We start from the raw sequence: 24,279 nt of genomic DNA, 5'->3' as shown, positions 1-24,279 counted from the left end.
CGAGGGATCTCTTCAAGGGATTGAAGAGAAAAGAGCAATGAGATGCTTCGGCGAAGTCTATCCCGATAAATCGGGACTCAGCACGACAGCGTAATGTTTCGCTTGCGCGCAACATGAAAAATAACCTTAACTAAACAGCATTGATTAATCCATTTGTAAATGTAATTTAACCTAACACTTGGATTAAACTAATATGGATTAGTTATATTTGCTTAGAATTTAATTAATAAAGAAGATTAAAAGTGAATAAGTACAAAACCATAGCCCTAGTAGCACACGATAACCGCAAACGCGACCTTGTGGAATGGGTTGAGTGGAACTGGGCAAAATTACTAAAGCACAAGCTCATTTGCACAGGCACAACCGGCCGTCTTGTTGAGGAGGCCCTAACCAAGATGAATAACGATGCCGGGAATCATTTGCAGCTTACTCGCCTTAAATCGGGTCCACTTGGTGGCGACCAGCAACTAGGTGCTTTAATAGCTGAAGGGAAGATTGACATCCTAATCTTTTTCTGGGATCCCATGCAGGCTCAGCCTCACGATGTGGATGTTAAGGCTTTGCTTCGCATTGCTACAGTTTACAATATTCCCACAGCCACCAACCGTTCAACAGCCGACTTCCTAATAAGTTCGCCACTTATTGAACAGGAGTACACCCCAAAACTAAAGGATTACAGCCAGTACATAAACAGAGACGTTTACTAAAAATATTGAGCCATGGAACGTAACGAGTATCGCGAAAATGTAAAAAAAGCCATTGACGAAATTTTCGACCAGATTGAGGCATTGAGGGCTAAAGCCGATAATGCCTCCGATAAGGTAAGGCAGGAATACAATGAAAAAATCAAGGAGCTTGAAATGCTTCGTAATCAAATGGAAAGCAAGCTCGATGAACTTGCCCAGGCAGCCGATAGCAAGTGGGACGAGGTGAAAGATACTGTAAATTCCAGCCTTGAATCGTTCAAGGAGGGCTTCAAGAAGTTAGGTTCGCTTTTCGATTAGCCAATATTACACTTACAAATGAATGCATTTGAACTTTCCCTAATTGTAGGGATTGTACTACTATTAATTGCTTGGATTATTGTTCTTACCGATGTCCTTCGTAACAGATTCCCTGAACGGAATATTTGGATAATTTACTTAATCATTACTCCTCCCCTGGCTGTGTTGGTATATCCCATAGTTCGGGAAAAACTTTTAAGAAATGCAAGAAAGTAGTGTGAGTTGAAATTACTCATTTTCAAGTTTAAACCTTATCCGTACAATTCCATCGGAGTAATCGGCCGAGATAATTTTGAATCTCCCTATTTCCTTGGAGTTAGCCACGTGCGGACCAATACAGGCACAAGCATCGTAGTTTCCCACCCTAATAACCCTGATTGATTCCGGGGCATCGGCGGGTAATTTGCTTAAATCAAGGAAAGTTGACGCATTGCTTTTATCGGTAAACTCCTCGGTTACATTTAGGTTTTGTGAGATAACTTCATTCACCCTACTCTCAATTGTTTTTAGTTCCTCATCAGTCAGGGCTCTTGGGATGCGATAGTCGCACTTGGACTTTTTTTTCTCCACATGGCTACTGAACGCCCTACCACAATTGTAAAGCCGCACCATTGTTTGGTTAAGAATATGTTCGGCTGTATGCATACGGGGATCGTAATTCTTTTCGCTCATTTCAGTGTAAATTTTCCTGTAAAAATAGTAAAAAGGGAAAGCAATATTTGCTGAAACAAATAGGCTGTAAATGTTGACAGAAAAAAGCACCCATCAGGCTAAAAACAATTACTTTTGCCGGGTAAAACTTGTCAAATGTTCGATTTATCCAAAAAACGCTGGCAGTGGGCTGCCATGCTTTTCATGGCTTTTGTTTGGGGAGCCTCGTTCATCCTGATGAAGCGCGGTCTCGATGCGCTTAGCTACGTTCAGGTGGCTGCGCTCCGAATATTTTTCAGCTTTTTGATACTTCTACCCCTTTCAATAAAAAACCTAAAGCTTATAAACCGCCAGAATTTTTGGCCGCTGCTAGGATGCGGATTACTGGGTAACTTTTTCCCAGCATTCCTTTTTACACTTTCTGAAACCCAGATCTCCAGCTCGCTAGCAGGCATCCTCAACGGGCTTACCCCTTTCTTTACGGTAATTGCGGGTTTGTTGTTATTCAAACATAAGCCCAATGTTTTCCAAAGTATAGGCGTTCTAATCGGTTTTGTTGGGGCATCAATTCTAATAACCAACGGAAATTTTTCGTCGTTTGGCCATGTAAACCTTTATGCACTGCTAGTTGTGCTGGCCACTATGATGTATGGCATTAATTCCAATATTATTCGGTTTAAACTATCGGGGTTAACCGGAGTGCAAATTACATCGCTAATCTTTTTCATGATTGGCATTCCGGCTGGTATTATACTTATATCAACCGATATTGGGGCTGCCATGCAGCACCCGGCATTTGCAACGAGCATTCTGGCTACCATTGTGCTAGCAACATTTGGCTCAGTAATTACTCTATTTGTGTTTAATAATCTTATTCACCACACCAGCGCAATTTTTGCTTCATCGGTAACCTACATTATTCCTTTCTTTGCGCTACTATGGGGCATTCTTGATGGCGACCATATTGGAGCACTACAAATTGTCTCGCTGGTAATAATCCTGATTGGGGTTTACCTCTCAAGCTTACGCCGCAAGCCAAAATTGCTTTAAAATCAGGTCATTTGGATAAAATTAATCAATTTTATCCAAAAGGGGTTGACTTTACCCTTATTTGTCCATACCTTTATTTCTAAAGTCAAAAACCTTTTTTGGCATGACAAAGGACAAAAAAAAGAAAAAGGCCGATAAACCTAAAGAAACAAAAAAAGCCAAAAAGCATCACCTGCCTGATTTAGGAAACGACCATTACGAAGCGGTAGAGGCACATGTTGATAGGATGGATAAAAAGACCTATGAGCATGAAATTGAAAAACTCCATGTGGAACTGGTAAAACTCCTTGAATGGATAAAGCACCAAAAATTAAAGGTTGTTTTACTGTTCGAGGGGCGCGATGCTGCCGGAAAGGGCGGTGTAATTAAAACCATAGCCGAACGGCTAAACCCTCGTTTTTGCCGAATTGTTGCTCTAGGTGTACCTACCGAGAAAGAGAAAACCCAATGGTATTTCCAGCGATATGTAGCCCACCTACCCGCTGCCGGCGAGATGGTTCTGTTTGACCGAAGCTGGTATAACCGGGCTGGCGTTGAAAAGGTCATGGGATTTTGTTCCGAGGAGGAGTACACTGAGTTTCTACGCTCATGCCCTGAGTTTGAACGCATGCTGGTTCGTTCGGGTATAATACTCATTAAATACTGGTTCTCCGTTAGCGACAAGGAACAGGAACGTCGCTTTCAGGAGCGTATCGACGATCCAACCAAGCGATGGAAACTCAGCCCAATGGATATTGAATCGCGCAACCGATGGGTGGAATACTCCAAGGCCAAAGATGTTATGTTTGCCCACACCGATATTAAACAAGCCCCGTGGTGGGTGGTTCGTGCCGACGATAAAAGGCGTGCCCGCCTCAACTGTATCCATCACCTGCTAAGCCTTATCCCTTACCAAGACCTCACCCCTCCCCCTGTAAAACTTGAACCCCGCAGGATCGACGAAAGCTATGTTCGTCCGCCTATCACTGACCAGAACTTTGTTCCTGAAGTTTACTAGCAGTAATGGCTGCCTTATAGGGCAGCCATTTTTACTAAGTTATGAAAATAACTATCTGATTTCACTGGGGTGAGCAATACGAAATCATTCAGTTTCAATATTTATCCAATTCAGACAACAGCCGTTTAACCATTTTTACATTGTTTTTTCTAAACTTAAAAGTATAAGGTTGATTTCCAAAATACACCCTAATTTCCACCTTATCACCCGATTTCAACTTCTGCAATACATTATTAGGTAAAGGGGTAATAAACATATCGTAATGTTTTGTACTTGTTTTTGTTTTGGGATATAACGATCCGATCGAAGTTGAATCGCTTAGTAATATCGAACTATAGTACGTTTCAGTTTCCGAAGAAGTTGAATGCTTCAAACTTCGATTCCTTAACTCAAATGTTTCATTGTTAATTCTTATATATGATTTATTATCGAGGGGCAACTTAGGCTCAGAACTAATTATCTTACAGAAAATAATCGTGCTATCAACTTTTCTACTGTAGTTTCTCTCTAATACAATATCAGCAATATTATTACCACGAATTCTTTCGGAAGGATGAATTAGCATCCTGTAAGTAACTCTCTCTACTTTTTTGTAATCGTCAAAATCCTTCTGATAGGGCCGCCAAACTATTGTTGAGCATGAACTAAACACAAAAAGCAGAAAAGGTAGCGCTAACTTTTTCATTGTAATTTATTATTAACCCGTTTTGTAATATTTTAATAAGTATGTGATTTTTTACATCAATCATTATACCAAATTCATTGTGCTATATATTTTCAAAAACGGGTATGCTATCAATCTTAACTGGGCGGCCATTTTTTAGCCCAACACCAATTATCTTAGCCTTAACGGCTAATTTCCCCTCGGGCATTTTAATCACTTCTTGATCAAAGATCATTCGTAAATGGCCCTCCTTGTGGGTGGTTAACCGGACAACAAATATATCGCCACTGGTTAGCGAGTACTTGTAGTCAATCTCAATACGCGACACCACAAGGTCAATGCCCTCATTGTGCAACCTGGCAAAATCGATTCCCTTGCTCAACAAGTACTTGTGACGGGTGTGTTCAAGGTAGTTCAGGTAGCGAGCATTGTTAACAATACCCTGCAAGTCGCATTCGTAATCACGAACCTCAAACTCTAACTCAAAAACTTCCATAATTTTTACGTTTTACTTCCAGTTCCTTAACTTATAGCCGCTCACAGAGTAGTAAAGAATTATAAAGTACGATGGTATCAGAATAATGTATGCCATTTGGGGCGAAAAAGAATCGGAAAGTCGGCCCCAAAGCAAGGGCAGAATGGCACCACCCGCAATGGCCATGATAAGCACCGCCGAACCCGTTTTAATAAATTTGCCTAAATCGTGAATGGCCAAAGGCCAGATGGCAGGCCAAACCAATGCATTTGCTAAACCAAGCAGTGCAAGTGCAAGAATTGAGTAAGTTGGCGATGCCAAAACTACGACAATACTTAAAACTATACCCAGCAAAGCAGACGCAATGAGAGCCGTGCGCTGCGAAATAAGTTTTGGTATCAGTAATATTCCAGCCAGGTACCCAACTATCATGGCAATAAGGGTATATGTTGTAAAAACCTTTGCGGTTTCAATTTTAAAACCTTGCGATATTCCATAGCGAATTATGGTATCGCCTGCTATTACCTCAACACCAACATAGAAAAACAGGGCAATAGCACCAAGTATTAGCTGCGGGAACTGGAAAATACTTGATTTATTGCTAAAATCAGTAACAGAATCTACGGAATCATCCTCTGTTTCTACGTCGGGCAGCGGGGCATAACGTACAGCAATCCCCAGGAAAACGAGTATTGATGTCATTACCAGGTACGGCCCAATCACTCTGTGCGCTAAGCTATCGAGGGCCGCAGCGCGGGCAATACTATCCATCCCCTCAAGCGATTTCACAAAGGCATCGCCATCATTAAGGATGTAGTAGGCCAGTATAAGCGGAGCAATGGCTCCAGCTAGCTTATTACAAATCCCCATTATACTTATACGCCTTGCAGCACTCTCGCGGGGTCCTATTATGGTGATATACGGATTTGCAGCTGTTTGCAGCACAGCCAACCCTGCTCCCATAATAAACAGTCCACTCAGAAACATCCAGTATGCTCTGCTCAACGCTGCGGGAACAAACACAAGGGTTCCTACAGCCATCACCAGTAAACCCACTGTCATGCCCCTGTGGAAACCTGTCTTTTTCAACACCCACGATGCCGGCAAAGCCATTACGGTATAGGAGATATAAAAGGCAAAAGCTACCAGGGTAGCCTCAAAATCGGTAAGCTCACACGAAATCTTAAAATACGGAATAAGGATGCCGTTTAACCAGGTTACAAAACCAAAAATGAAAAATAACGCTCCAATAATGAGCATAGGCAGAAAATTGCCTTTACTTTTTTGAGAGTTCATTGCAGTTGTTTTAGGTTAAGGTACCCCAAAAATAGAAAAATATTGATGAGCGAAGAGGACAAATCAAAATAAAAAAGGAAACTTAAACCTTTACAATAATAATATCGTCCCAGCGAGTGGTGTACATGGGCGAAATACGTTCCTGGCGTAATTTCCATTTACGTCCAGCCCCCTGGGCAGCAACTTTAACCGTATGTCTTCCATACTTATCGTTTAGTTTATCCACAACCACCATTAGCTTACTGTGTTTTTCCCGGTCAATGCTATCGAAGAGCGAGGTTTGAACATGCTGGTTGGTTGAAATACCCGTTACAATTACTCCTGCCTTCTTGTACCGGAATCCCGGCTTGTATATACTTTTTAATCCAATAAGGGCGTAGTGTATCAGTTCCATGGTGCTGCTCGTGGGCACAGGCAGGGTTATGGTTTTACTTGCCGAGTACTGGGGTAAATCGTCGCGAAAATAGTTGGTGTGTGCAAAAACTATTACCACTTGCGCAACCGACTGCTGCTTACGCAATTTTTGGGCGCAACTCGCCGCAAACGATGCCACCGCCTCACTCAGGTATCCAAAGTCAGTTTGCATTTCGCCAAAGGAACGGGTTGTTGCAATTGCCTTTTTGGGTGGAGCAGCATGCTCCAAATCAATACAGGGTATTCCCAGTAACTCCTTTTGGGTTCGGAGTCCAACCACTGACATGTGCTGCCTTACCCAACCTGCGGGCATTCGGGTAAAATCGTATGCTGTATTAACACCATAGCGGGCCAGAAACTTACTGTACTGCCGGCCTATTCCCCAAACCTCACCAATCTCGAACCCTTTTAGCGCGTCAACACGCTGCTGGTCGTTGGCAATCATATAAACTCCCTGGTGCTGTGGCTGCTTTTTTGCGATATGGTTAGCAACCTTTGCTAACGTTTTGGTAGGGGCTAAGCCCAAACTTATGGGAATACCGGTATTCCGCATGGTGGTTTTCCGAATATGTCGGGCATAATCCATTAAATCAACATAGCTGAAACCGTGCAGCCCAAGAAAAGCCTCATCAATGGAATATATTTCGATATCGGGGGTAAAGCTGGCAAGGGTATTCATCACCCTTTGGCTCATATCGCCATAAAGCGTATAGTTTGATGAGAAGACAGCAACATTGGCCTTTTCAATCAGTTCCTTAATCTTGAAGGCTGGCTCACCCATTTTGATACCAAGGGCTTTTGCCTCGTTGCTGCGGGCAATTACACAACCATCGTTGTTCGACAGAACAACAACAGGCCTCCCAATGAGCGAAGGGTCAAAAACACGCTCGCACGAAGCGTAAAAGTTATTGCAATCGGCAAGAGCGTACATGGCTAAAACTTATGGATGACGTAGGTTACAATCCCCCATACCACAAAGTCGTTTTCCTCTGTAACCTTTATGGGTTTATATGCCGGATTTGCCGGCATAAGGTAGATTCCATCCTTTTTAATCCGAATGGTTTTAAGCGTAAACTCACCATCGATATAGCATACTGCTTTACGCCCATCGGTGGGTGGTAACGATTTGTCGATAACCAGAATATCGCCATCGTTAATTCCCTCATCAACCATTGAATCGCCACGGACTCGACCATAAAAGGTTGAACTAGGATTCTTGACCAGTTCCTTGTTTAAATCAAAGGCTAAATCGATATAGTCCTGCGCTGGCGACGGAAAACCAGCCTTTATTCCTTCGGCCAAAGGAAGTGAAAGGTCGGATGTTGTGTCGGCAGTAAAAAAATCAATCTTAGGTGTAGCTTTTATCAGCCTCATGCTTGTTTAGGGGAGTTAATCTGTTTAACTACACTAATAACAAATGCAATACGCGAATGGTTTTTACTTGTTTTAGGAACAAGAACAAGGAGTGCAGCAAGATACCCTGCAACCAATCCTTTAAGTACTCCTGCAGTAAAAGGATCGGCGCTAGGAAACATTACCACGCCAAAGGCAAATAGGGCAAAAAGTATAAGCAAAACAAAGCTTACAGTTTGCCTTCGGGCTAACCGCTTGTGGTAATCGAGCCTTGAATCAATGTAAATACTATCAGTGCCCTCAATGAGTTTTGTACGTTCATCGGCCGACAATCCCTTTTCGTTATCAACCAATATCTTAATTGCTGAACTGCTGTCCATAACATTCAGATTTTTTTACAAATTTACTACATTAAACCATGAACTTATCAGGAATGCTAAAAAGAAAAAAGGCCCTCAGGCCTTTTCCCTTGATTGTTAAGCAAATCTACCTATATGCGGGATTAACATTCGGATTTGAGGGGTAGTAAAGGTTTACCTTGTAGTTAAATGAAATGAAATTATTCTCGCCAATGGGAACATCAATGCGTAAATCCCTGTACTTTTTCAGATCGGGCTTTTTAAAGTAAACTAGCCCTCGGACTGACTCGTTTTTGGATAGGGTTGTTTTGCGGAGCGAGTTATTGATCCATGCATCTGTTGATGCGTAAATCTGATCGCTTCGGATATTATTCATCTCCTGGGAGAATTCGGCAAAATTAAGGGTTGTCCCTGCCGCTGCAGCAGCCACCTCGGTTCGGTTAACTGCACGCTGTTTGGTATCCTTAGCATCGGCTGAGGCTGTTGCAACCATTACCGGTAATGCCAATGCAGCTACTGCAATTGAAGCAGTAGCAAGGTTTTTCTGATTAGCCTCAAGCTGCGATTGCGCCAATTCATTTTTAAGAATTTCTAGTTCGGGATCAGCGGCATAGATTGGGAATGTGCTGTACACAATCTGATTGATTACCGGATCCCACTTCCCGCTATCGGTAAACATCACCATTTTTTCGGGGCAAACCAGAAAATCCTCATCGGTAGAGTTAATCACCTCTATATCGAACACCAAGTAGGCACCTGTAGTACCATGGTAAGCGCAATGTACCACAAAACCATCCTTAAAGTAACTTGTAAATTCTTTCCCACTTTCCCAGGTTGTATTTGTTTCCTTAGATTTTAACCTGATAACCGGGTTTGGAGTTGCACAAGAAGCCAACAAGCTTACTACAAGGATGTAACTGGCTAACTTTTTAAAAGGTTTCATCCGTACAAAAATATTTATATTATTAATTACTAACTCGTTACTCTCTTGCTTTTAACAAACTTTATCGAGCGGATGGAACACCCATAGTTTGACTTCGTCGAGCTCGCAAAAAACGCTCGGTTGTTCATCTGTGTTTGTGCAAGTTGCCTTACATGGGTGTTTCATAGATTTCAGGTAGTTGGTTTTACGTAAAACATCAAATAATATGCCACGAACCGTTAAAAATCAATCATTCTCATACATTAATTTGATGTTGATAAACATCTATGGAACAATTGAAGTGAAAGATCACTCCAGTTAGGTTAAAAATGAGATTACTCGCTGTGTTCGGGATGACGGTTTACGATATTCGTGAATCGTTGAACCTTGTTCGTAACACCTTTGTCATGTTGAGCGGTAGCGAAACATCTCTTTAGGGCCGATTAGAGTTCCTTCGCTCCCCGCTAGGGCGGGACAGGCTGCTCAGGATGACAAGGAGTTGACAGTTGATGGTTGATAGTTGATAGTGAAAAAAAGCATTTCACTAAACACTAAAAACCAAACACTACTCTCCATCTTTCCTGTAAACTGCACACTGTATACTGCACACTATTCAAAAGATCCTTCGCTGCGCTCAGGATGACAAATTATGGTTCTTCTCATTTAAACTACATTGCATGTTAATTGTATGTTAATACTTACCTCTAAAAAAATTTGTGGGGTAAGGAAAGATGCTATAACTTTGCACAAACCTAAAAGGATGTTCTACTTACTGCTCTGCATATTATCATCTACAGTAGTTTTAATCACCTTTAAGTTACTCAACCGCTTTTCAGTCAACAATTTTAGTGCAATCATCATTAACTATTTGGCAGCCAGCGTAGCTGGTTTTTTTTTGGCCAAAGGTGAACTATCGGGGTTTTATCAGCTAGGCATACTACCCATACTACTGATGGTGGCTATGGGCGTCCTTTTCATAACCATGTTCCATTTCCTGGGTAAGAGTACTCAAACAGCTGGTGTTGCCATAACGTCGGTAGCTGCTAAGATGTCAGTAATAATCCCCATACTGGTATCGGTACTGATTGACCCAAACGATAAGTTAAATGCAGTACGACTAGCAGGCATTGTGCTTGCCTTAATTGCTGTTCTCTTACTTGTAATACCGCGGAAAACAGAAAAATTTAAACCGGTTAAAACATATCTTCCACTAATAATCTTTTTGGGTATTGGAATGGTAGATGCGTCGGTTAAGGTTGCACAGCAATACTTTGTAACCAACGAGCTAAATCCCTTGTTCAATGCGGTTGTATTTGCCATGGCTGGCATTACAGGCTTACTACTGCTACCCTTTAATACCCATGCAGCCAAGGATTTTCTTAAATTCAAAACATGGCTACTAGGAACATTGCTGGGGTTGGCAAATTTTGGATCGATGTATTTTATGGTAGCTGCGCTTAACCATGTTGGAAGCAAAGGAACTCCATTGGAGGGATCGGTTCTTTTCGGCATAAATAATTTGGGTGTAGTACTGGCAGGAACGCTGGTTGGGCTGCTTCTATTTGGCGAAAGGCCAAGCAAAACAAATCTTTCCGGGATAGCCCTTTCTGTATTGGCATTTGTAATACTTATGCAAAGCTAAATGGTTGAAGTTGCTGACACATATAAAACAATCGATTCGCCTGCCGAGGGAATTTACAAGGAAAAAGGCAGTAAGTTCCTTGCTAAAGCATACCCTGTAAGAACCGAGGAGCAAGTAAAAGCAATAGTTGAGCAGCTTAAGGAAGAATTCTATGATGCCCGGCATCACTGCTACGCATATATACTAGGGCCAAAGGGCGACAAATGGAGGGCTAACGACGACGGCGAACCATCGGGTACTGCAGGCAAGCCCATTCATGGGCAACTGCTCAGCTTTAACCTAACCAACGTTTTAGTGGTGGTAATACGTTACTTTGGGGGAACAAAGCTAGGAGTATCGGGCTTGATAAATGCCTATAAAACGGCAACCCACGATGCCTTAAACAATGCAAAAATTATCACCCGAACCGTTGATGCCATTTACAGTGTAACCTTTGGTTACACCATGATGAATGAGGTGATGCGATTAGCCAAGGACTTAAACCTTCAACTACTAGAGCAGCAATTTGATAATACCTGCATTATCAGGGTAAGGATTCGGCGCTCACTGGAAAGCGAGTTCCTATCCAGATGCTCCAAGATTGAAGGACTTATTGCCGATTTTGAATTTGAGGATTGATGTACTAGCCCCGTTTATCGGGGCTTTTTTTTGAACCATATACTTAAACACAAAATAAAAACTATGAAAAACAGAAGTTTGGTAGCAATCAACGATCTGAGCAGGGATGAGATATTCAGAGTTCTCGACCTTGCCGAGGAGTTTGAGAAAAACCCTATTCAGCGAATCATGGAAGGGAAAGTGGTGGCAACACTTTTCTTTGAACCGTCGACCCGAACCCGCTTGAGCTTTGAAAGCGCTGTAAACAAGCTAGGCGGACGGGTAATTGGCTTTTCGGAGGCATCAACCAGTAGTGTGTCCAAAGGCGAAACCCTTAAGGATACTATTCTCACCGTAGCCAACTATTCCGACCTGATAGTGATGCGACACCCCGTGGAGGGTAGCGCACGCTATGCAAGCGAGGTATCGCCTGTTCCCATTGTTAATGCAGGTGATGGAGCCAACCAGCATCCAACCCAAACCCTACTCGACCTTTACTCCATTCGCAAAACGCAGGGCAAGCTCGATAACCTGAAGATTGTAATGGTTGGTGACCTTAAGTATGGTCGAACCGTTCACTCCCTGTTGATGGCCATGAGCCAGTTTAACGCCTCGTTTACATTTATTTCGCCCGCCGAACTCCGAATGCCATTGGAGTATAAAATGTATCTCGATGAGTTAGGCTTAAAGTATGAGGAGCATACCGATTTGGCCGAAAACATTAAGGATGCCGATATTGTTTACATGACCCGGGTTCAGCGCGAACGCTTCTCCGACCCCATGGAATACGAAAAGGTAAAAAACGCCTACATCCTGAAAAACTACATGCTTGAAGGCACAAAGCCAAACATGCGAGTGCTACATCCGCTGCCCAGGGTAAACGAAATAAATACTGATGTAGATGAATCGCCAAAGGCATACTACTTTACTCAGGCTCTAAACGGCGTTTACACCCGTATGGCGATCATGGCTCTTATTTTAGGTCTAAAAAAGTAAAAGAATATCGATATGAAAGACAAGAAACATCTGAGTGTTAGCGCCATTGAGAATGGAACAGTAATTGACCACATACCGGCGCAAAACCTGTTTAAGGTTATTACCATCCTCGGACTCGATAGGATACCAAACCAAATAACCTTTGGAACAAACCTGGAGAGTAAGCTACTCGGCAAAAAGGCTATTGTTAAGATTGCCGATAAGTACTTTGAGCGCGATGAGATTAACCGAATAGCCCTTGTTGCACCTCATGCCAAGCTCAATATCATTAAAAACTACGAGGTAACGGAGAAAATGCTGGTTGAAGTACCCAATGATATTGCTGGCATTGTAAAATGCGTTAACCCCAAATGCATCACCAACGTTGAAAAGGTTACCCCAAAATTCAAGGTGGTTGATAAGAATGGCGTATCGCTAAAATGCCATTACTGCGAAAAAATTACCGACCAGGAACACATGGAGTACCTCTAAACAAAAAAGCCCCGGACGCGGGGCTTTTTTTTGCCTGATACCCATTACGAAATCGAGATCTGACGAACGGGTTTAACCTTAGCTTCTTCCTTCTTTGGGATGATAATGCTTAAGATGCCGTCCTTGTACGAAGCTTTAATCTTATCGGTGTCGGCTGTATCGGGTAAGGTGAACGACCTTTTGAATGAGGAGTAACGGAACTCACGACGCATTACCTTTTCGTCCTTATTCTCCTCCTTAACCTCTTTCTCGCTGGAGATCTCCAGCACGTTGTTGTTCAAGTCAACCTTAAAGTCCTTCTTGTCGAACCCGGGAGCAGCCACCTCAATGGTGTAATCGTCCTTCCCCTCCTTGATGTTTACCGAAGGGATTGTTACACTCTCGCTGTCGTCAAAGAAACGGCTGATGAAATCATCCCCAAAGAACTCATCTACCAGACTTGGTAGAGTGCTTCTGCGACGTAACATTGGCATCATAGTTTTACCCTCCCTTTTTTTTGGTTAGACATCAATGCTTTCACCTAACATTTTTCAAACCGTATGCCAACCCTTTATTCGTGTCAATTTTTCATAAAACTTGTAAAACAAAGGTCAATTTGTCATAGAAAAGTATAAAATTGACTCTAACCCAATCAATATGAATTAGGTGAGATTGATTGGCTTGTTTTAAATTTCATTGATTTTGTTTGTAAACGCAATTTCAATGTCGTTAAGTTAGGGATAGTGCCCTGTTGATTCCCGACATTTCGGAATAAACTCCGCCTAAACATCATTCTGCCATGCTGAACCCGCTGAAGCATCTTTTTTGCTCTTTTTTATTTCATACTTGCCTGAGCCCCTTCGCTCTCTGCCGTTTACTGGCAGGGAGACAGCCCTACCTTAATATCCGTTCACCTCAAGCGCTTTTTGGTAGTGCATTTCAGTGAACTCATACCTAAACTTAGTTTTACCGATTTTTTTAAGATTCATGGGGTTGTATTCCAAATACCTAAAAGTATTTAATGGAATAGTATCATTAAAAACAACTAAAATTGAATCAGGGCCGCAGGTATTTGAAGTAAACGGGTCGACAGGCCCACCCAACCCACAAGTAATTCTATTTATTGAATCATAAGGCGCAATGTGAAACGATAATTCATTATTCGCTTCACCATGACAATACACATTCACATTTATCTTATGCATTGTTTTATTTACGAACCAGTTATCTCCACAAACCCACTTATCACAACTGGCATGTGAAAATATCACGATTAACCCAACTGATATTAATAATTTGAAAAACGCTCTCATAGGATTAACAAATTAAATATTTTCATAGATTTTCATTATGAATCCTTGCCTGAGACCCTTCGCTCCCCGCTGTTTCCCGGCAGGGATACAGTCCTACTTTAATACCCGTTCACCTCAAGCGCTTTTTGGTAGTGCAGTTGATTTATTTCGTAAATGTACTCCTTATTCCTGCGCTGGTAATTTAAAGGATTTAATAGGTCAAACTCCCAAAACTCCTGCGTGTTGAACTCCAGCGTATCGTCAAAAATAATTATTACTTTATCCACTGCACATCTACTAACTCCATTATATACGAATTGAGCATATCCTAAACCACAACTGGTTAATGTAGCGCTACTCTTAGGTCCAATGCTAAGGGATGTCTTGCTGTCAGTTGCTTCCCCGCAGCAGGACCGGATATATACCCTATGATCCGTGGCATTTACGTACTTGTAATCTTCACATACACTTTTATCACACGAATAAAAAAGTGATGCAAACACAGCAAATAGGTATAATTTATAAACTTTCATCGCTTTAAAATTTTAAAAAAGTTTGCAAGTTTTTTATTAATAGGCCCCTTGAGTCTTTTGCCCAGTAATTTTGGTTCTTAACTAATCAAATTGTGTTAAAGTCCTCCTGCCGTTTACCGACAGGGATACAATCCTACCTTAAGTACCCGTTCACCTCTAGCGCTTTTTGGTAGTGCGACTCGGTAAAGTTATACTTTTTATTACTTTTCCTGTTGTAATTCTCCCACTTCTCAATGTTCTCTGGATTGAATTCCCAATAATTTAAGGTATTAAATACTAGAGTATCATCAAAAACTAACAGTATTGAATCTATTCTGCAAGTACTCGAAACGAATGGCGGTGGTGAAGACCCTATGTCACATGTTATTTGTTTTAGGGAATCATTAGGCATTAATGAGAATGATAATTCAGTACTGATACTGCCAAAACAATATACATCAACAGATATTTTATGTTCGGTCGTATTTACAAACCACCAATCACCGCAGACTTCTTTATCACAACTGGCATGTGAAAATATCACGATTAACCCAACTGATATTAATAATTTGAAGAACGTTCTCATAGGATTAACAAATTAAATATTTTCATAGATTTTCATTATGAATCCTTGCCTGAGACCCTCCGCTCCCTGCCTTTTACTGGCAGGGAGACCGTTTTACCTTAAGTACCCGTTAACCTCAAGCGCTTTTTGGTAGTGCAGTTGATTTATTTCGTAAATATATTCCTTATTCTTGCGCTGATAATTATCCCAGTTTAGCAAGTCAAACTCCCCAAAATCCCGTGTATTAAGTTCTAGAGTATCATCAAAAATAATGAGCACTCTATCCACTACACAGCCGCTTAATCTATTATATAAAAAATCAGAATATCCTAAAGCACAACTGGTTAATGTAGCGCTACTCTTAGGGCCTATGCTAAGGGATGTATTGCTATCGGTTGCTGCCCCGCAGCAGGACCGGATATACACCCTATGATCCGTGGCATTTTCAAACCTGTAATCTTCACATACATCCTTATCTCCACAAGAATTAAGAAAGGATACAATTACAGCAAATAGGTATAATTTATATGCTTTCATCGCTTTTAAAGGTTTTAAAAAGTTAGCACGTTTTTTTTATTAATAAGCCCCTTGATTCTTTTACCTAGTAATTTTGGTTCTTAACTAATCAAATTGAGTTAAAGTCCCCCCTCCGTTTACTGGTAGGGAAACTATTTTACTTGAGTACCCGTTAACCTCAAGCGTTTTGCGATAAAGCGAATCGGTAATTTCATAAACAAACGTATTCTTTTTCCGAGCTTTAAAGTTCATGGGATTGTATTCTAAATATTTAAATGTGTTTATTGAAAGAGTATCATCAAACACAATAACTATAGAATCTACCTGAAAATAGTTTGATGTAAAAGGATTCGAAGGCATACCCATGTCGCAGGTAACTTTTGATATGGAATCAATTTGCTGTATTTCATAACTCATATCAGTTATTAAACCGAAATATGCATATGAATTAATTTTCACCCTATGTGTAGTACGGTTTATAAACCAGAACTCTCCACATTCTGTTTTATCACAACTGGCATTAGTAAGGAAGAAAAATATAGTTGCTATCACAATGTAAGAAGCAATCTTTTTGATTATCACAATATTAAAGATTTGAATAAAAATCAATTAAATTATCAATATCATCGTTTTTTTTAAATTTTGAGGTTTATTTTGTTTTAGCGAAGATTTAAAAGAGAAAATCTGTAACCCCATTTTTTTCACTAAAATAATAATTTTAATGATATGAACAAGAGGCCAAATTATGCAAAGCAACAAACTGTAAACATTTTTTTGTAACTTTTGCGGGATTTTGCCACGGTAAGTATGAGCTCTGATAGCCAAAATAATAACTCCTACCATAATTGGGATAATTTTGATTCCAACCTTCTGATACCCTTAATCTTTCAGAACGAGAGCAGCATATACCTAATCCAGAACTTTAGGGTTGTTTTTGCCAATCCAAGTTTCACTAAGCTTACCGGCTATGCACAGGAGGAACTCAACGAAATACTTTTCCTTGACGTGGTTCACCCCAAGGACAGAAAGCTGGTTAAAATACTGTTCAACAACGATTTTGCCGAAATCCGCAAGCACACATCCAACAGCTTTACCCTGCGTATTCTAACCCGCTATAACGAGCTAAAATGGATTAAAACCATTTTTTCAATAATTGATTGGCAGGAATCGCCGGCACTCCTATGTACTAGTTACGACATTACCCAACAAAAGGAAGCAGAGGAGAGCATGGCCAACCAGGAGCAGAACCTGAGCATGCTCGTAAACGCCTTTGGCGATTTAGTTTTTATCGTTAACCACAACTACAATATTGTACAAATAAATAACGCCGTTCTGAGCGCCCTTGGATACCATGAACATGAGATACTGCTTGAGTCGTTTGTTAAACTACATGCCGAGAGTGAAAGGGGAATAGCCATAACCTCGCTTATGGAAGTTTTTGATGGCGACCGCAAACTATACATCACTGAGTTTGTGCGTAAAAACGGAAAGCCTCTCCCGCTTGAGGTTAGAATGATAAAAGGCTACTGGCGCAAGCGCGATGTAGTATTTGTTATTGCACGTGACATTACTGAACGCATTGAGGCCGAAGCGGCCATAAAGCAATCGGAAGAAAAGTTCTTTAAAGCATTCAATTCCGGTGCTGTAATGATGACCATTAGCACCCTTAACGAGGGCATATATATTGATGCAAACAGAGCGTTTTTGGAAAAGGTAGGATACGATTACTCTGAAGTTATTGGGCAAAAATCATCGGAACTTAGAATATTTAAGCAGATTGAGCGGCGCAATGAGCTGATTGATGCTGTAAAGCGGGAGAACAGGGTCGATAAAATAGAGGTGGAAATAGTTAATAAAAAGGGTGAAACCTTTACAACGCTTCTCTCCGCTGAGATTATCAACATACAGGGCACCGATTGCTTGCTTGTTGCCATGAGCGATATAACCTACCGTAAACAGGTTGAGGAAGAGCTTGCCCGTAGTAGAGCACAGCTAAGAGGGACAATTGATAATTTACCTTTCATTGCCTGGCTCAAGGATAGCAAATGTGGCTATTTGCTAGTGAACAAAAAGTTCACCAACCACTTTGGAATCACCGATGATCAAGTTTTGGGCAAGGTAGATACCGAACCTTGGCCCTCGCCACTTCTCGATATTCTCAAACAGAAGGAAAACGAAGTGCTAAAAAGCAAGCAAACTGTAAAATGGGAGATTCGTGAAGGTGAACGCAGAATTGAGGAATGGTGGGAATTTCAGCTAACACCTGTGTTTAATGTGAACAAAAAGGTAATTGCCATTACTGGGATAGCACGAAAAATAACCGACCAAAAAATTAACCAAATAAAAATCCAGAAACACCTCGACCGGCAAATACTGCTCACAAAGGTTTCGTACGTTTTTAACACAAACCTACCTTTTTCAAAGCAGGCAAACGAATCGTTAAACCTTATTGTAAGCGAAATTGGCTTACGAAAGGCCTTTATCCTTATTGGTAGTGAAAGTGATTTTGATATTTTTACGTGTTGTTCAAGTACGGCTAATGATTTGGCTGAACCACTCCGGGTATACTACTCCGATAACTACACCAGCATTACTTCACATTTCCAGCAGGAAAACAAAGTAATTTTCGACATTTCCGGCTCAACCATGCCCTCGTACGACAACCTTAAAAAATTAACCAACAGCCAACACTTACTGCTATTCCCCATTCGTGTAAAAGAGAAATGCCAAGGTATTTTTGCAGTTGACTACCCTTACGGCGATAAGGTTAAAGCCGCCGACGACAGGGATTTCCTTTTAACCATGTCAAATATCCTGTCGGCCTCATACGAGTCGCACCTGAACGAGGAACAACTCCGTAAAGCCAAAGAACTTGCCGAACAGGCAAGCCAAGCTAAGGAAAAGTTCCTTTCAACCATGAGCCATGAAATTCGTACGCCTATGAACGCCATAATAGGTATGGCAAACCTTTTAATTGATGAGGATCCAAAACCTGAGCAGGTCGACAACCTAAACTCCCTTAAGTACGCAGCTGAGAATCTACTTTCGCTCCTGAACGACATACTAGATTACAGTAAAATTGAAGCCGATAAGCTCGATTTGCTGCAATCCAACTTTGACATCAACGATTTGTTTAAAGGGCTATACAGCACTTTTGCTAAAATGGCATCGAGCAAGGGTTTAACCCTGACCTATAACATTGACACCAATATTCCCACCCCACTCATTGGCGACCGGGTTCGTTTAAATCAGGTTCTTACCAACCTTATTGGGAATGCCATAAAATTTACTGAGAAGGGCGAAATTAGCTTCACCGCCAAACTTGTTGAAAAAAACAAGGAAATCAGTACAATTAGTTTTACTGTATCCGATACCGGCATTGGAATTCCTAAGAAAATGCAGGTTGATATTTTTAATGAGTTTACCCAGGTACATGAGGGTAAGTTTAGAGCTACCGGCACTGGTTTAGGTCTAGCCATCTCCCAAAGAATTGTAAAACTGATGGGTGGTGAAATTAGCCTTGAAAGCGATGAAGGCAAAGGGTCAAGTTTCTTTTTTACCATCCCGTTCAAAGTTGGAACAGTTCAGCCCACCGATGATACAGTAGAGATTAATATTCCACCCGGGAAACATCGGGTTCTGATTGTTGAGGATAACGAACTCAACACGTTCATTGTTAAACGTTTCCTCACCAACTGGGGTATCGATTTTGAGCATGCAAGCAATGGGCGTGAGGCCTTGAGCTGTTTAGCACAGAATGATTTCGATTTAATTCTAATGGACCTTGAAATGCCCGAAATGAACGGATACGAGGCAGCTAAGGCCATCCGCAAGCTACACAATAAGGCCAAAGCCTCAATTCCAATAATTGCCCTTAGTGCCTCGGCTTTACTCGATGTGCAGCAACGTATTTTTGGCATCGGTATGAACGATTTTGTGCTTAAACCATTCAAACCTCAGGAACTAAAAAGTAAACTGGCAAAGTATCTGCTTAAATAGCGTAAAATATGGGTAAAAATCATTTATCGGTATTGGCATCAACGGTAATTGCAGCAATTTCAATTACATGTCATGCACAAGTAAGGGTTGAGCTAAAGGTTCACCAATCCATTGGTAGCACGGCAATAGTATCGCGTTACGAGGGTAAAAATCTGATTGAAGTGGACTCGTGCAAACCAACCCCCGATGGTGTTTACACTTTTAGTGTCCCTGCAGATACACCTAAAGGAATTTACAAGGTATCGGTAGGGAAAGGGGCCTCGTTCGATTTTATTGTTTCAACCGATACTATTGTGCGCTTTGAAACCTATTCCTTTGCCGTTGAGGATAGCTTAAAGGTAAAACAATCGGCCGAGAACGAAGTTTTTATAAACTTCCGAAAGCTAAGGCAAAAGGCTGAGCAAAAAATGTGGCTAATAGAATCGCTCCGAAAGTATTATACTGAACCAACTATGTTTAGCCAAATGCTCGAAAACGAGCATCAACGAACAGCCTTCGACCTGTATATGCAGGGTAATGCGCTTGCTTCAAAAGCCAATAGTTCGCTGGTATCGTCAGCCATAAGGCTTGAGCTGACACCCCAACCGATTACTCAGGGCGATGAATGCTCAGTGAAAAAAGAGCTATCCGAAATATGGTGGCAAGGAATTGACCTTACCAATCCCGACATACGTTTTTTGCCTAGACTTATTCCCCGGTTATGGGATTACCTGGAAAACCTGCTATGCGAGGGCAGCTATACCAAGGAAGAACAGGACTCCGTTTTATCGGAATACATCCAAAAACTATTTAACCTGCCCATGCATTCCGAAATTAAATCGTTACTACTAAACTCACTTTGTAACGGTTTTGCTGAGTCGGACTACTATGGAGTGATATCAACGCTACAGCAGCTGAACGAAAATACGATCTGCCCCATTTTTAACGACCCCGAACTCAAAGCAAAACTTGTCCTTGAAGCGGGGCTAATGCCCGGGAAAAAAGCATTCGACTTTTCATTTAAGCCTGCGGGTCAGAAAAAATCGATAAAACTATCAAATAGCACATCAAAATACACTTTGGTTCTATTCTGGTCAGTTTGGTGCCCCCACTGCATCGAAAGCGTACCACAAATCTATAAAACCTATAAGCAATACCAGGGTAAAGGCTTTGATGTTATAGCAATATGCATTGACGATGAGGACGATGCCTTTCAAAACTTCATCAAACAAAATGAGCTGCACTGGAAGAATATCAGAATCTCCTACGATAGCAATAGTAAGGTGATTTTAAAATACAATGTTGACGAAACCCCTAAAATGTTTATAGTTGATAAAAAGCTGAATATTCTATCGCGCCCATCTACGCCTGAACACGTTAAAGTTTTTCTTGAAAAGAACCTGTAATTAGCTAAACAGAAGTTCCATGAATTAACAATCCGACTTGCCTGATTTTAGAGGAATGAGCTGGAATGAACCTGAATAAGTCGGAATGATTCGGAATGAATCGAAATGAATCAGAATAAGAAGAATATGATGGATTTAGAGGAAGTTAGAAGAATCTCTAGTCCGTTAAACGTGAACCGTGAACCATGAACCGTGAACCATGAGCCGTGAGCCGTGAGCCGTTAAACGTTAAAAGTTAAACGGTGTCTAGTCCTGATATACGGGATAGGCAGTATCGAGAAATCACATTAAAAAAAGTGAATGAAGGTACAAAGTGATGCTTCGGCTAGCTCAGCATGACATCAGGGCTAAATTCTCTTCTGCTAACAACCATCAACTAAACTGGTATCACAGAGTTACACAATGTAACACGTTGTTTCACAGAGTGAATGATACGGTATTCGCGGATAACGATTCACAAACAACAATGAGCAACGTTTCCAGCCCCGTAGGGGCGTAATATCTGTAACCCCACCTGTTAGCGAGCGTCTCCAGACGCGTGCATTATTCGCCCTGAAGGGGCAAATAGAATTAGCCCAGGGTTTTAACCCTGGGTGTTGTGGTATTCAAAATTTTTGGCGATGCACGCAATGCAAAATCCAAGGAGCAAGGGGGAAGCGTTGCATCGCAACGGAAAGGCATGGCAAAGAGTGATTTATACGTTCTTTCTTGTCTTGATACAAGAAAGAACCAAAGAAAATCAAGGCTGAAAAGCCCGACCCGATGGGTACCCCGTGTTGGTTGAGGAATCGCATTAAAGAAGAGTTGAAGGTACTAAGAGATGCTTCGACTGGGCTCAGCATGACATGAAGACTGAATTCTGTTTTTACTTACAACAAACAATTATCAGCATCAACTAAATTACTTTCAAATTGTTACGCAGTGTAAACCTTAACAATCCAAGTGCTCTGAATTAACTAACTCATCGAAACTAAAAAAAACAGGAGCACAGTAAGCTTTTTGAAGAGATTAGTCAATACACACAATAAAAATTAAATAATTATCGAGATAATCCCGATTTATCAAAATCTTTCATTCCGAAGTTACGAGATGATTAGATTTTGTTAGTCGATTCTTCAATTGATTTTTTCAATTAACGAATTTGAAACCAGAAAAGAAAAAAGCCCACTAATGTGGGCTTTCATATCAACTTAGAACAACATTCTACTCAAGGTAAGTGTACCCATATAAGCCTGAACGGTAATTGGACAAGAATTCCTTTCCTTCCTTAGGCGAAATAACCCCAGCTTTAACCGAGCTGGTAACCCAGGTTTCCAGGGTACGAACCATTTTCTTTGGGTTGTACTGTACATACTCCAACACCTCAGCTACAGTTTCGCCATCAATTATTTGATCAATGCTATACCCTTCATCGTCAACCGATACGTGAACAGCATTGGTATCGCCAAACAGGTTGTGGAGGTCACCCAGTATTTCCTGGTAAGCACCTACAAGGAATACTCCAATGTAATAGGAATCGTTGGACTTGATGGAGTGAACCGGTAGGAAATATGAAATATTTTTGGTTGAAATAAAGTTATCAATCTTACCATCGGAGTCGCAGGTTACATCCTGTATGGTGGCAACCCTGTCGGGTTTTTCGTTTAAGCGTTGTATGGGCATAATGGGGAACACCTGATCGATAGCCCAGGCATCGGGCAGCGACTGGAACAGCGAAAAATTACAGAAATACTTATCGGCTAAGAGTTTAGGCAACGATTTTAGTTCATCGGGTATATGCTTAAGCTGTGAGGTCATCTCAAAGGTTTCGCGGGCAATTGACCAGAAAAGCTTTTCGATTTGCGCACGGGTTTTAAGATCGAGCATGCCAAGGCTAAACAGGTCGAGAGCCTCCTCCCTGATTTGCTGGGCATCGTGCCAGGTTTCAAGCATTCTGGACTGGTTTAGCTTGCTCCACTGCTCATAAAGTTCCACCACCAGCTCATGGGCATCGGCCGGTAGCTCATCATCCTCATCCCACGAGGGAAGCGAAGCAGTTTCCAGTACCTCAAAAATGAGCACGGAGTGATGTGCAGTTAACGACCTGCCAGACTCAGTAATGATATTGGGGTGCGGAATGTTATTTTTATCGCTGGCATCAACCAGGGTTGATACCGAGTCGTTTACGTACTCCTGAAGGCTATAGTTAATGCTACTTTCGCTGTTTGATGAGCGGGTTCCATCGTAGTCAACACCTAGTCCACCACCAATATCAACAAATTCTACGTTATAGCCCATTAAGCGAAGCTGAACGTAAAACTGCGATGCCTCGCGCAAGGCAATTTTTATACGCCTGATTTTGGTTACCTGGCTTCCAATGTGGAAGTGAACCAGCTTTAAGCTACCCTTTAGGTCATTCTTATCCAGAAAATCCAGAGCTTGTAGGAGCTCACTGGATGTTAACCCGAACTTGCTGACATCGCCACCTGACTCCTCCCATTTGCCACTACCGGAGCTAGCCAACTTAATCCTAATGCCAAGGTTTGGCTTAATTTTAAGTCGCTGTGAGACTTTATTGATTACCTTCAGCTCATTGAGCTTTTCAACTACAATAAATATCTTTTTCCCCATCTTTTGGGCAAGCAGAGCCAACTCAATGTAATCCTCATCCTTGTACCCGTTGCAGATAATCAGCGACTCGTTATCGGGGTTACTTGCAATAACTGCATGAAGCTCTGGCTTTGAGCCAGCCTCCAGTCCAATATTAAACTTTTTACCGTGGTTGATAATCTCCTCAACCACAGGGCGCATCTGGTTAACCTTAATGGGGTAAATGATGAAGTTTTTACCCTGGTAGCCGTACTCCTCGGCTGCCTGCTTGAACGAGCGCGACATATCCTCGATTCTATTGTCGAGAATATCGGTGAAACGAATTAGCATGGGCGCAGCCACATCGCGAACCTGTAACTCATCAACCAGTTCGCGCAGGTCAATCTCCACGCCATTACTTTTTGGGGTAACCACTACATTTCCCTTTTCGTTAATCGAAAAGTACTTTACCCCCCAGCCGTTGATATTGTAGAGTTCGGCTGAATCCTCAATGCGCCATTTTCTCATCTCTCTTTACCAGATATTGCTAAGTTAAACATCTATCATACAGT

General features: G+C 41.5%; 24 protein-coding genes. 11 read left to right on the top strand and 13 right to left on the bottom strand.

All coding sequences use genetic code 11. The features are described 5' to 3' along the window. Positions 1 to 242: 242 nt before the first annotated feature. From WHS63_RS06940 to WHS63_RS06930, 3 genes are read left to right on the top strand one after another with little or no spacing between them, the layout of a single operon-like run. Positions 243 to 707, top strand: a complete 465-nt coding sequence (locus WHS63_RS06940) for a methylglyoxal synthase (protein ID WP_445199751.1) — start codon at positions 243 to 245, stop codon at positions 705 to 707. Between the two features lie 12 nt (positions 708 to 719). Further along, positions 720 to 1,004 (top strand): hypothetical protein, encoded by a 285-nt coding sequence (locus WHS63_RS06935; protein ID WP_445199741.1) that lies wholly within the window; start codon positions 720 to 722, stop codon positions 1,002 to 1,004. Positions 1,005 to 1,022: 18 nt separating this feature from the next. Then, a complete protein-coding gene (locus WHS63_RS06930) occupies positions 1,023 to 1,220 on the top strand; it encodes a hypothetical protein (protein WP_445204483.1) in 198 nt (65 codons plus the stop codon). Between the two features lie 12 nt (positions 1,221 to 1,232). Here the strand turns inward: WHS63_RS06930 and WHS63_RS06925 are convergent, their stop codons facing one another. Further along, the gene (locus tag WHS63_RS06925) at positions 1,233 to 1,676 is read right to left on the bottom strand and encodes a hypothetical protein (protein ID WP_445204482.1); all 444 of its coding nucleotides are present in this window, start codon (positions 1,674 to 1,676) and stop codon (positions 1,233 to 1,235) included. 135 nt (positions 1,677 to 1,811) lie between these two features. On the opposite strand from WHS63_RS06925, the gene WHS63_RS06920 reads away from it, so the two are divergent. Continuing rightward, complete coding sequence (locus WHS63_RS06920) at positions 1,812 to 2,705, top strand: DMT family transporter (RefSeq protein ID WP_445204481.1); 894 nt, start codon at positions 1,812 to 1,814, stop codon at positions 2,703 to 2,705. Between the two features lie 103 nt (positions 2,706 to 2,808). Next, positions 2,809 to 3,702, top strand: a complete 894-nt coding sequence (gene ppk2, locus WHS63_RS06915) for a polyphosphate kinase 2 (protein ID WP_445204480.1) — start codon at positions 2,809 to 2,811, stop codon at positions 3,700 to 3,702. Positions 3,703 to 4,469: 767 nt separating this feature from the next. Here ppk2 and WHS63_RS06910 read toward each other — a convergent pair. The 6 genes from WHS63_RS06910 to WHS63_RS06885 form a co-directional block, all read right to left on the bottom strand. Continuing rightward, entirely contained in the window at positions 4,470 to 4,862 is a 393-nt protein-coding gene (locus WHS63_RS06910) for an acyl-CoA thioesterase (RefSeq protein ID WP_445204479.1), read from the bottom strand. A gap of 12 nt (positions 4,863 to 4,874) precedes the next feature. After that, positions 4,875 to 6,137 carry a sugar MFS transporter gene (locus WHS63_RS06905; protein WP_445204478.1) on the bottom strand — a complete coding sequence of 421 codons (1,263 nt, stop codon included), beginning with the start codon at positions 6,135 to 6,137 and terminating at the stop codon, positions 4,875 to 4,877. An 82-nt stretch (positions 6,138 to 6,219) separates the two neighbouring features. Beyond that, positions 6,220 to 7,482: a Y-family DNA polymerase gene (locus tag WHS63_RS06900; RefSeq protein ID WP_445204477.1), complete on the bottom strand. Its 1,263-nt coding sequence runs from the start codon at positions 7,480 to 7,482 to the stop codon at positions 6,220 to 6,222. Between the two features lie 2 nt (positions 7,483 to 7,484). After that, entirely contained in the window at positions 7,485 to 7,925 is a 441-nt protein-coding gene (locus WHS63_RS06895) for a LexA family protein (protein WP_369490168.1), read from the bottom strand. Further along, the gene (locus tag WHS63_RS06890; protein WP_445204476.1) at positions 7,922 to 8,284 is read right to left on the bottom strand and encodes a hypothetical protein; all 363 of its coding nucleotides are present in this window, start codon (positions 8,282 to 8,284) and stop codon (positions 7,922 to 7,924) included. Before WHS63_RS06890 ends, WHS63_RS06895 begins: the two co-directional genes overlap by 4 nt. 106 nt (positions 8,285 to 8,390) lie before the next feature. Beyond that, complete coding sequence (locus WHS63_RS06885; RefSeq protein WP_445204475.1) at positions 8,391 to 9,206, bottom strand: hypothetical protein; 816 nt, start codon at positions 9,204 to 9,206, stop codon at positions 8,391 to 8,393. A gap of 739 nt (positions 9,207 to 9,945) precedes the next feature. Between WHS63_RS06885 and WHS63_RS06880 the strand changes: the two genes are divergently transcribed. The 4 genes from WHS63_RS06880 (at position 9,946) to pyrI (ending at position 12,891) form a co-directional block, all read left to right on the top strand. Beyond that, positions 9,946 to 10,827 carry a hypothetical protein gene (locus tag WHS63_RS06880; protein ID WP_445204474.1) on the top strand — a complete coding sequence of 294 codons (882 nt, stop codon included), beginning with the start codon at positions 9,946 to 9,948 and terminating at the stop codon, positions 10,825 to 10,827. Beyond that, positions 10,828 to 11,445: an IMPACT family protein gene (locus WHS63_RS06875; RefSeq protein ID WP_445204473.1), complete on the top strand. Its 618-nt coding sequence runs from the start codon at positions 10,828 to 10,830 to the stop codon at positions 11,443 to 11,445. A gap of 63 nt (positions 11,446 to 11,508) precedes the next feature. Further along, positions 11,509 to 12,420, top strand: coding sequence for an aspartate carbamoyltransferase (gene pyrB, locus WHS63_RS06870; protein WP_445199937.1), 912 nt, complete (start codon positions 11,509 to 11,511; stop codon positions 12,418 to 12,420). A gap of 12 nt (positions 12,421 to 12,432) precedes the next feature. Next, complete coding sequence (pyrI, locus tag WHS63_RS06865) at positions 12,433 to 12,891, top strand: aspartate carbamoyltransferase regulatory subunit (RefSeq protein WP_445204472.1); 459 nt, start codon at positions 12,433 to 12,435, stop codon at positions 12,889 to 12,891. Between the two features lie 44 nt (positions 12,892 to 12,935). Here pyrI and WHS63_RS06860 read toward each other — a convergent pair whose 3' ends face one another. The 5 genes from WHS63_RS06860 to WHS63_RS06840 all read right to left on the bottom strand — a co-directional run bounded on the left by WHS63_RS06860 (position 12,936) and on the right by WHS63_RS06840 (position 16,337). Next, positions 12,936 to 13,358: an Hsp20/alpha crystallin family protein gene (locus WHS63_RS06860; protein ID WP_369490177.1), complete on the bottom strand. Its 423-nt coding sequence runs from the start codon at positions 13,356 to 13,358 to the stop codon at positions 12,936 to 12,938. 411 nt (positions 13,359 to 13,769) lie between these two features. Further along, positions 13,770 to 14,183, bottom strand: a complete 414-nt coding sequence (locus WHS63_RS06855) for a hypothetical protein (protein ID WP_445204471.1) — start codon at positions 14,181 to 14,183, stop codon at positions 13,770 to 13,772. Positions 14,184 to 14,281: 98 nt separating this feature from the next. Further along, complete coding sequence (locus tag WHS63_RS06850) at positions 14,282 to 14,449, bottom strand: hypothetical protein (protein ID WP_445204470.1); 168 nt, start codon at positions 14,447 to 14,449, stop codon at positions 14,282 to 14,284. Positions 14,450 to 15,353: 904 nt separating this feature from the next. Further along, positions 15,354 to 15,776 (bottom strand): hypothetical protein, encoded by a 423-nt coding sequence (locus tag WHS63_RS06845; protein WP_445204469.1) that lies wholly within the window; start codon positions 15,774 to 15,776, stop codon positions 15,354 to 15,356. Positions 15,777 to 15,860: 84 nt separating this feature from the next. Continuing rightward, positions 15,861 to 16,337, bottom strand: coding sequence for a hypothetical protein (locus WHS63_RS06840; RefSeq protein ID WP_445204468.1), 477 nt, complete (start codon positions 16,335 to 16,337; stop codon positions 15,861 to 15,863). 201 nt (positions 16,338 to 16,538) lie between these two features. Between WHS63_RS06840 and WHS63_RS06835 the strand changes: the two genes are divergently transcribed. Together WHS63_RS06835 and WHS63_RS06830 are read left to right on the top strand one after the other, a co-directional pair. Continuing rightward, positions 16,539 to 19,754, top strand: a complete 3,216-nt coding sequence (locus WHS63_RS06835) for a PAS domain S-box protein (RefSeq protein ID WP_445204467.1) — start codon at positions 16,539 to 16,541, stop codon at positions 19,752 to 19,754. Between the two features lie 8 nt (positions 19,755 to 19,762). Beyond that, the gene (locus WHS63_RS06830) at positions 19,763 to 21,139 is read left to right on the top strand and encodes a TlpA family protein disulfide reductase (protein ID WP_445204466.1); all 1,377 of its coding nucleotides are present in this window, start codon (positions 19,763 to 19,765) and stop codon (positions 21,137 to 21,139) included. Between the two features lie 1,203 nt (positions 21,140 to 22,342). Here the strand turns inward: WHS63_RS06830 and speA are convergent. Further along, a complete protein-coding gene (gene speA / locus WHS63_RS06825; protein ID WP_445199877.1) occupies positions 22,343 to 24,235 on the bottom strand; it encodes a biosynthetic arginine decarboxylase in 1,893 nt (630 codons plus the stop codon). Positions 24,236 to 24,279 lie beyond the last annotated feature (44 nt).

Origin of the sequence: Tenuifilum sp. (genome assembly GCF_037481895.1) — a bacterium.
GTDB lineage: Bacteria > Bacteroidota > Bacteroidia > Bacteroidales > Tenuifilaceae > Tenuifilum > Tenuifilum osseticum.
This window is presented reverse-complemented; position numbering and strand designations above follow the sequence as displayed.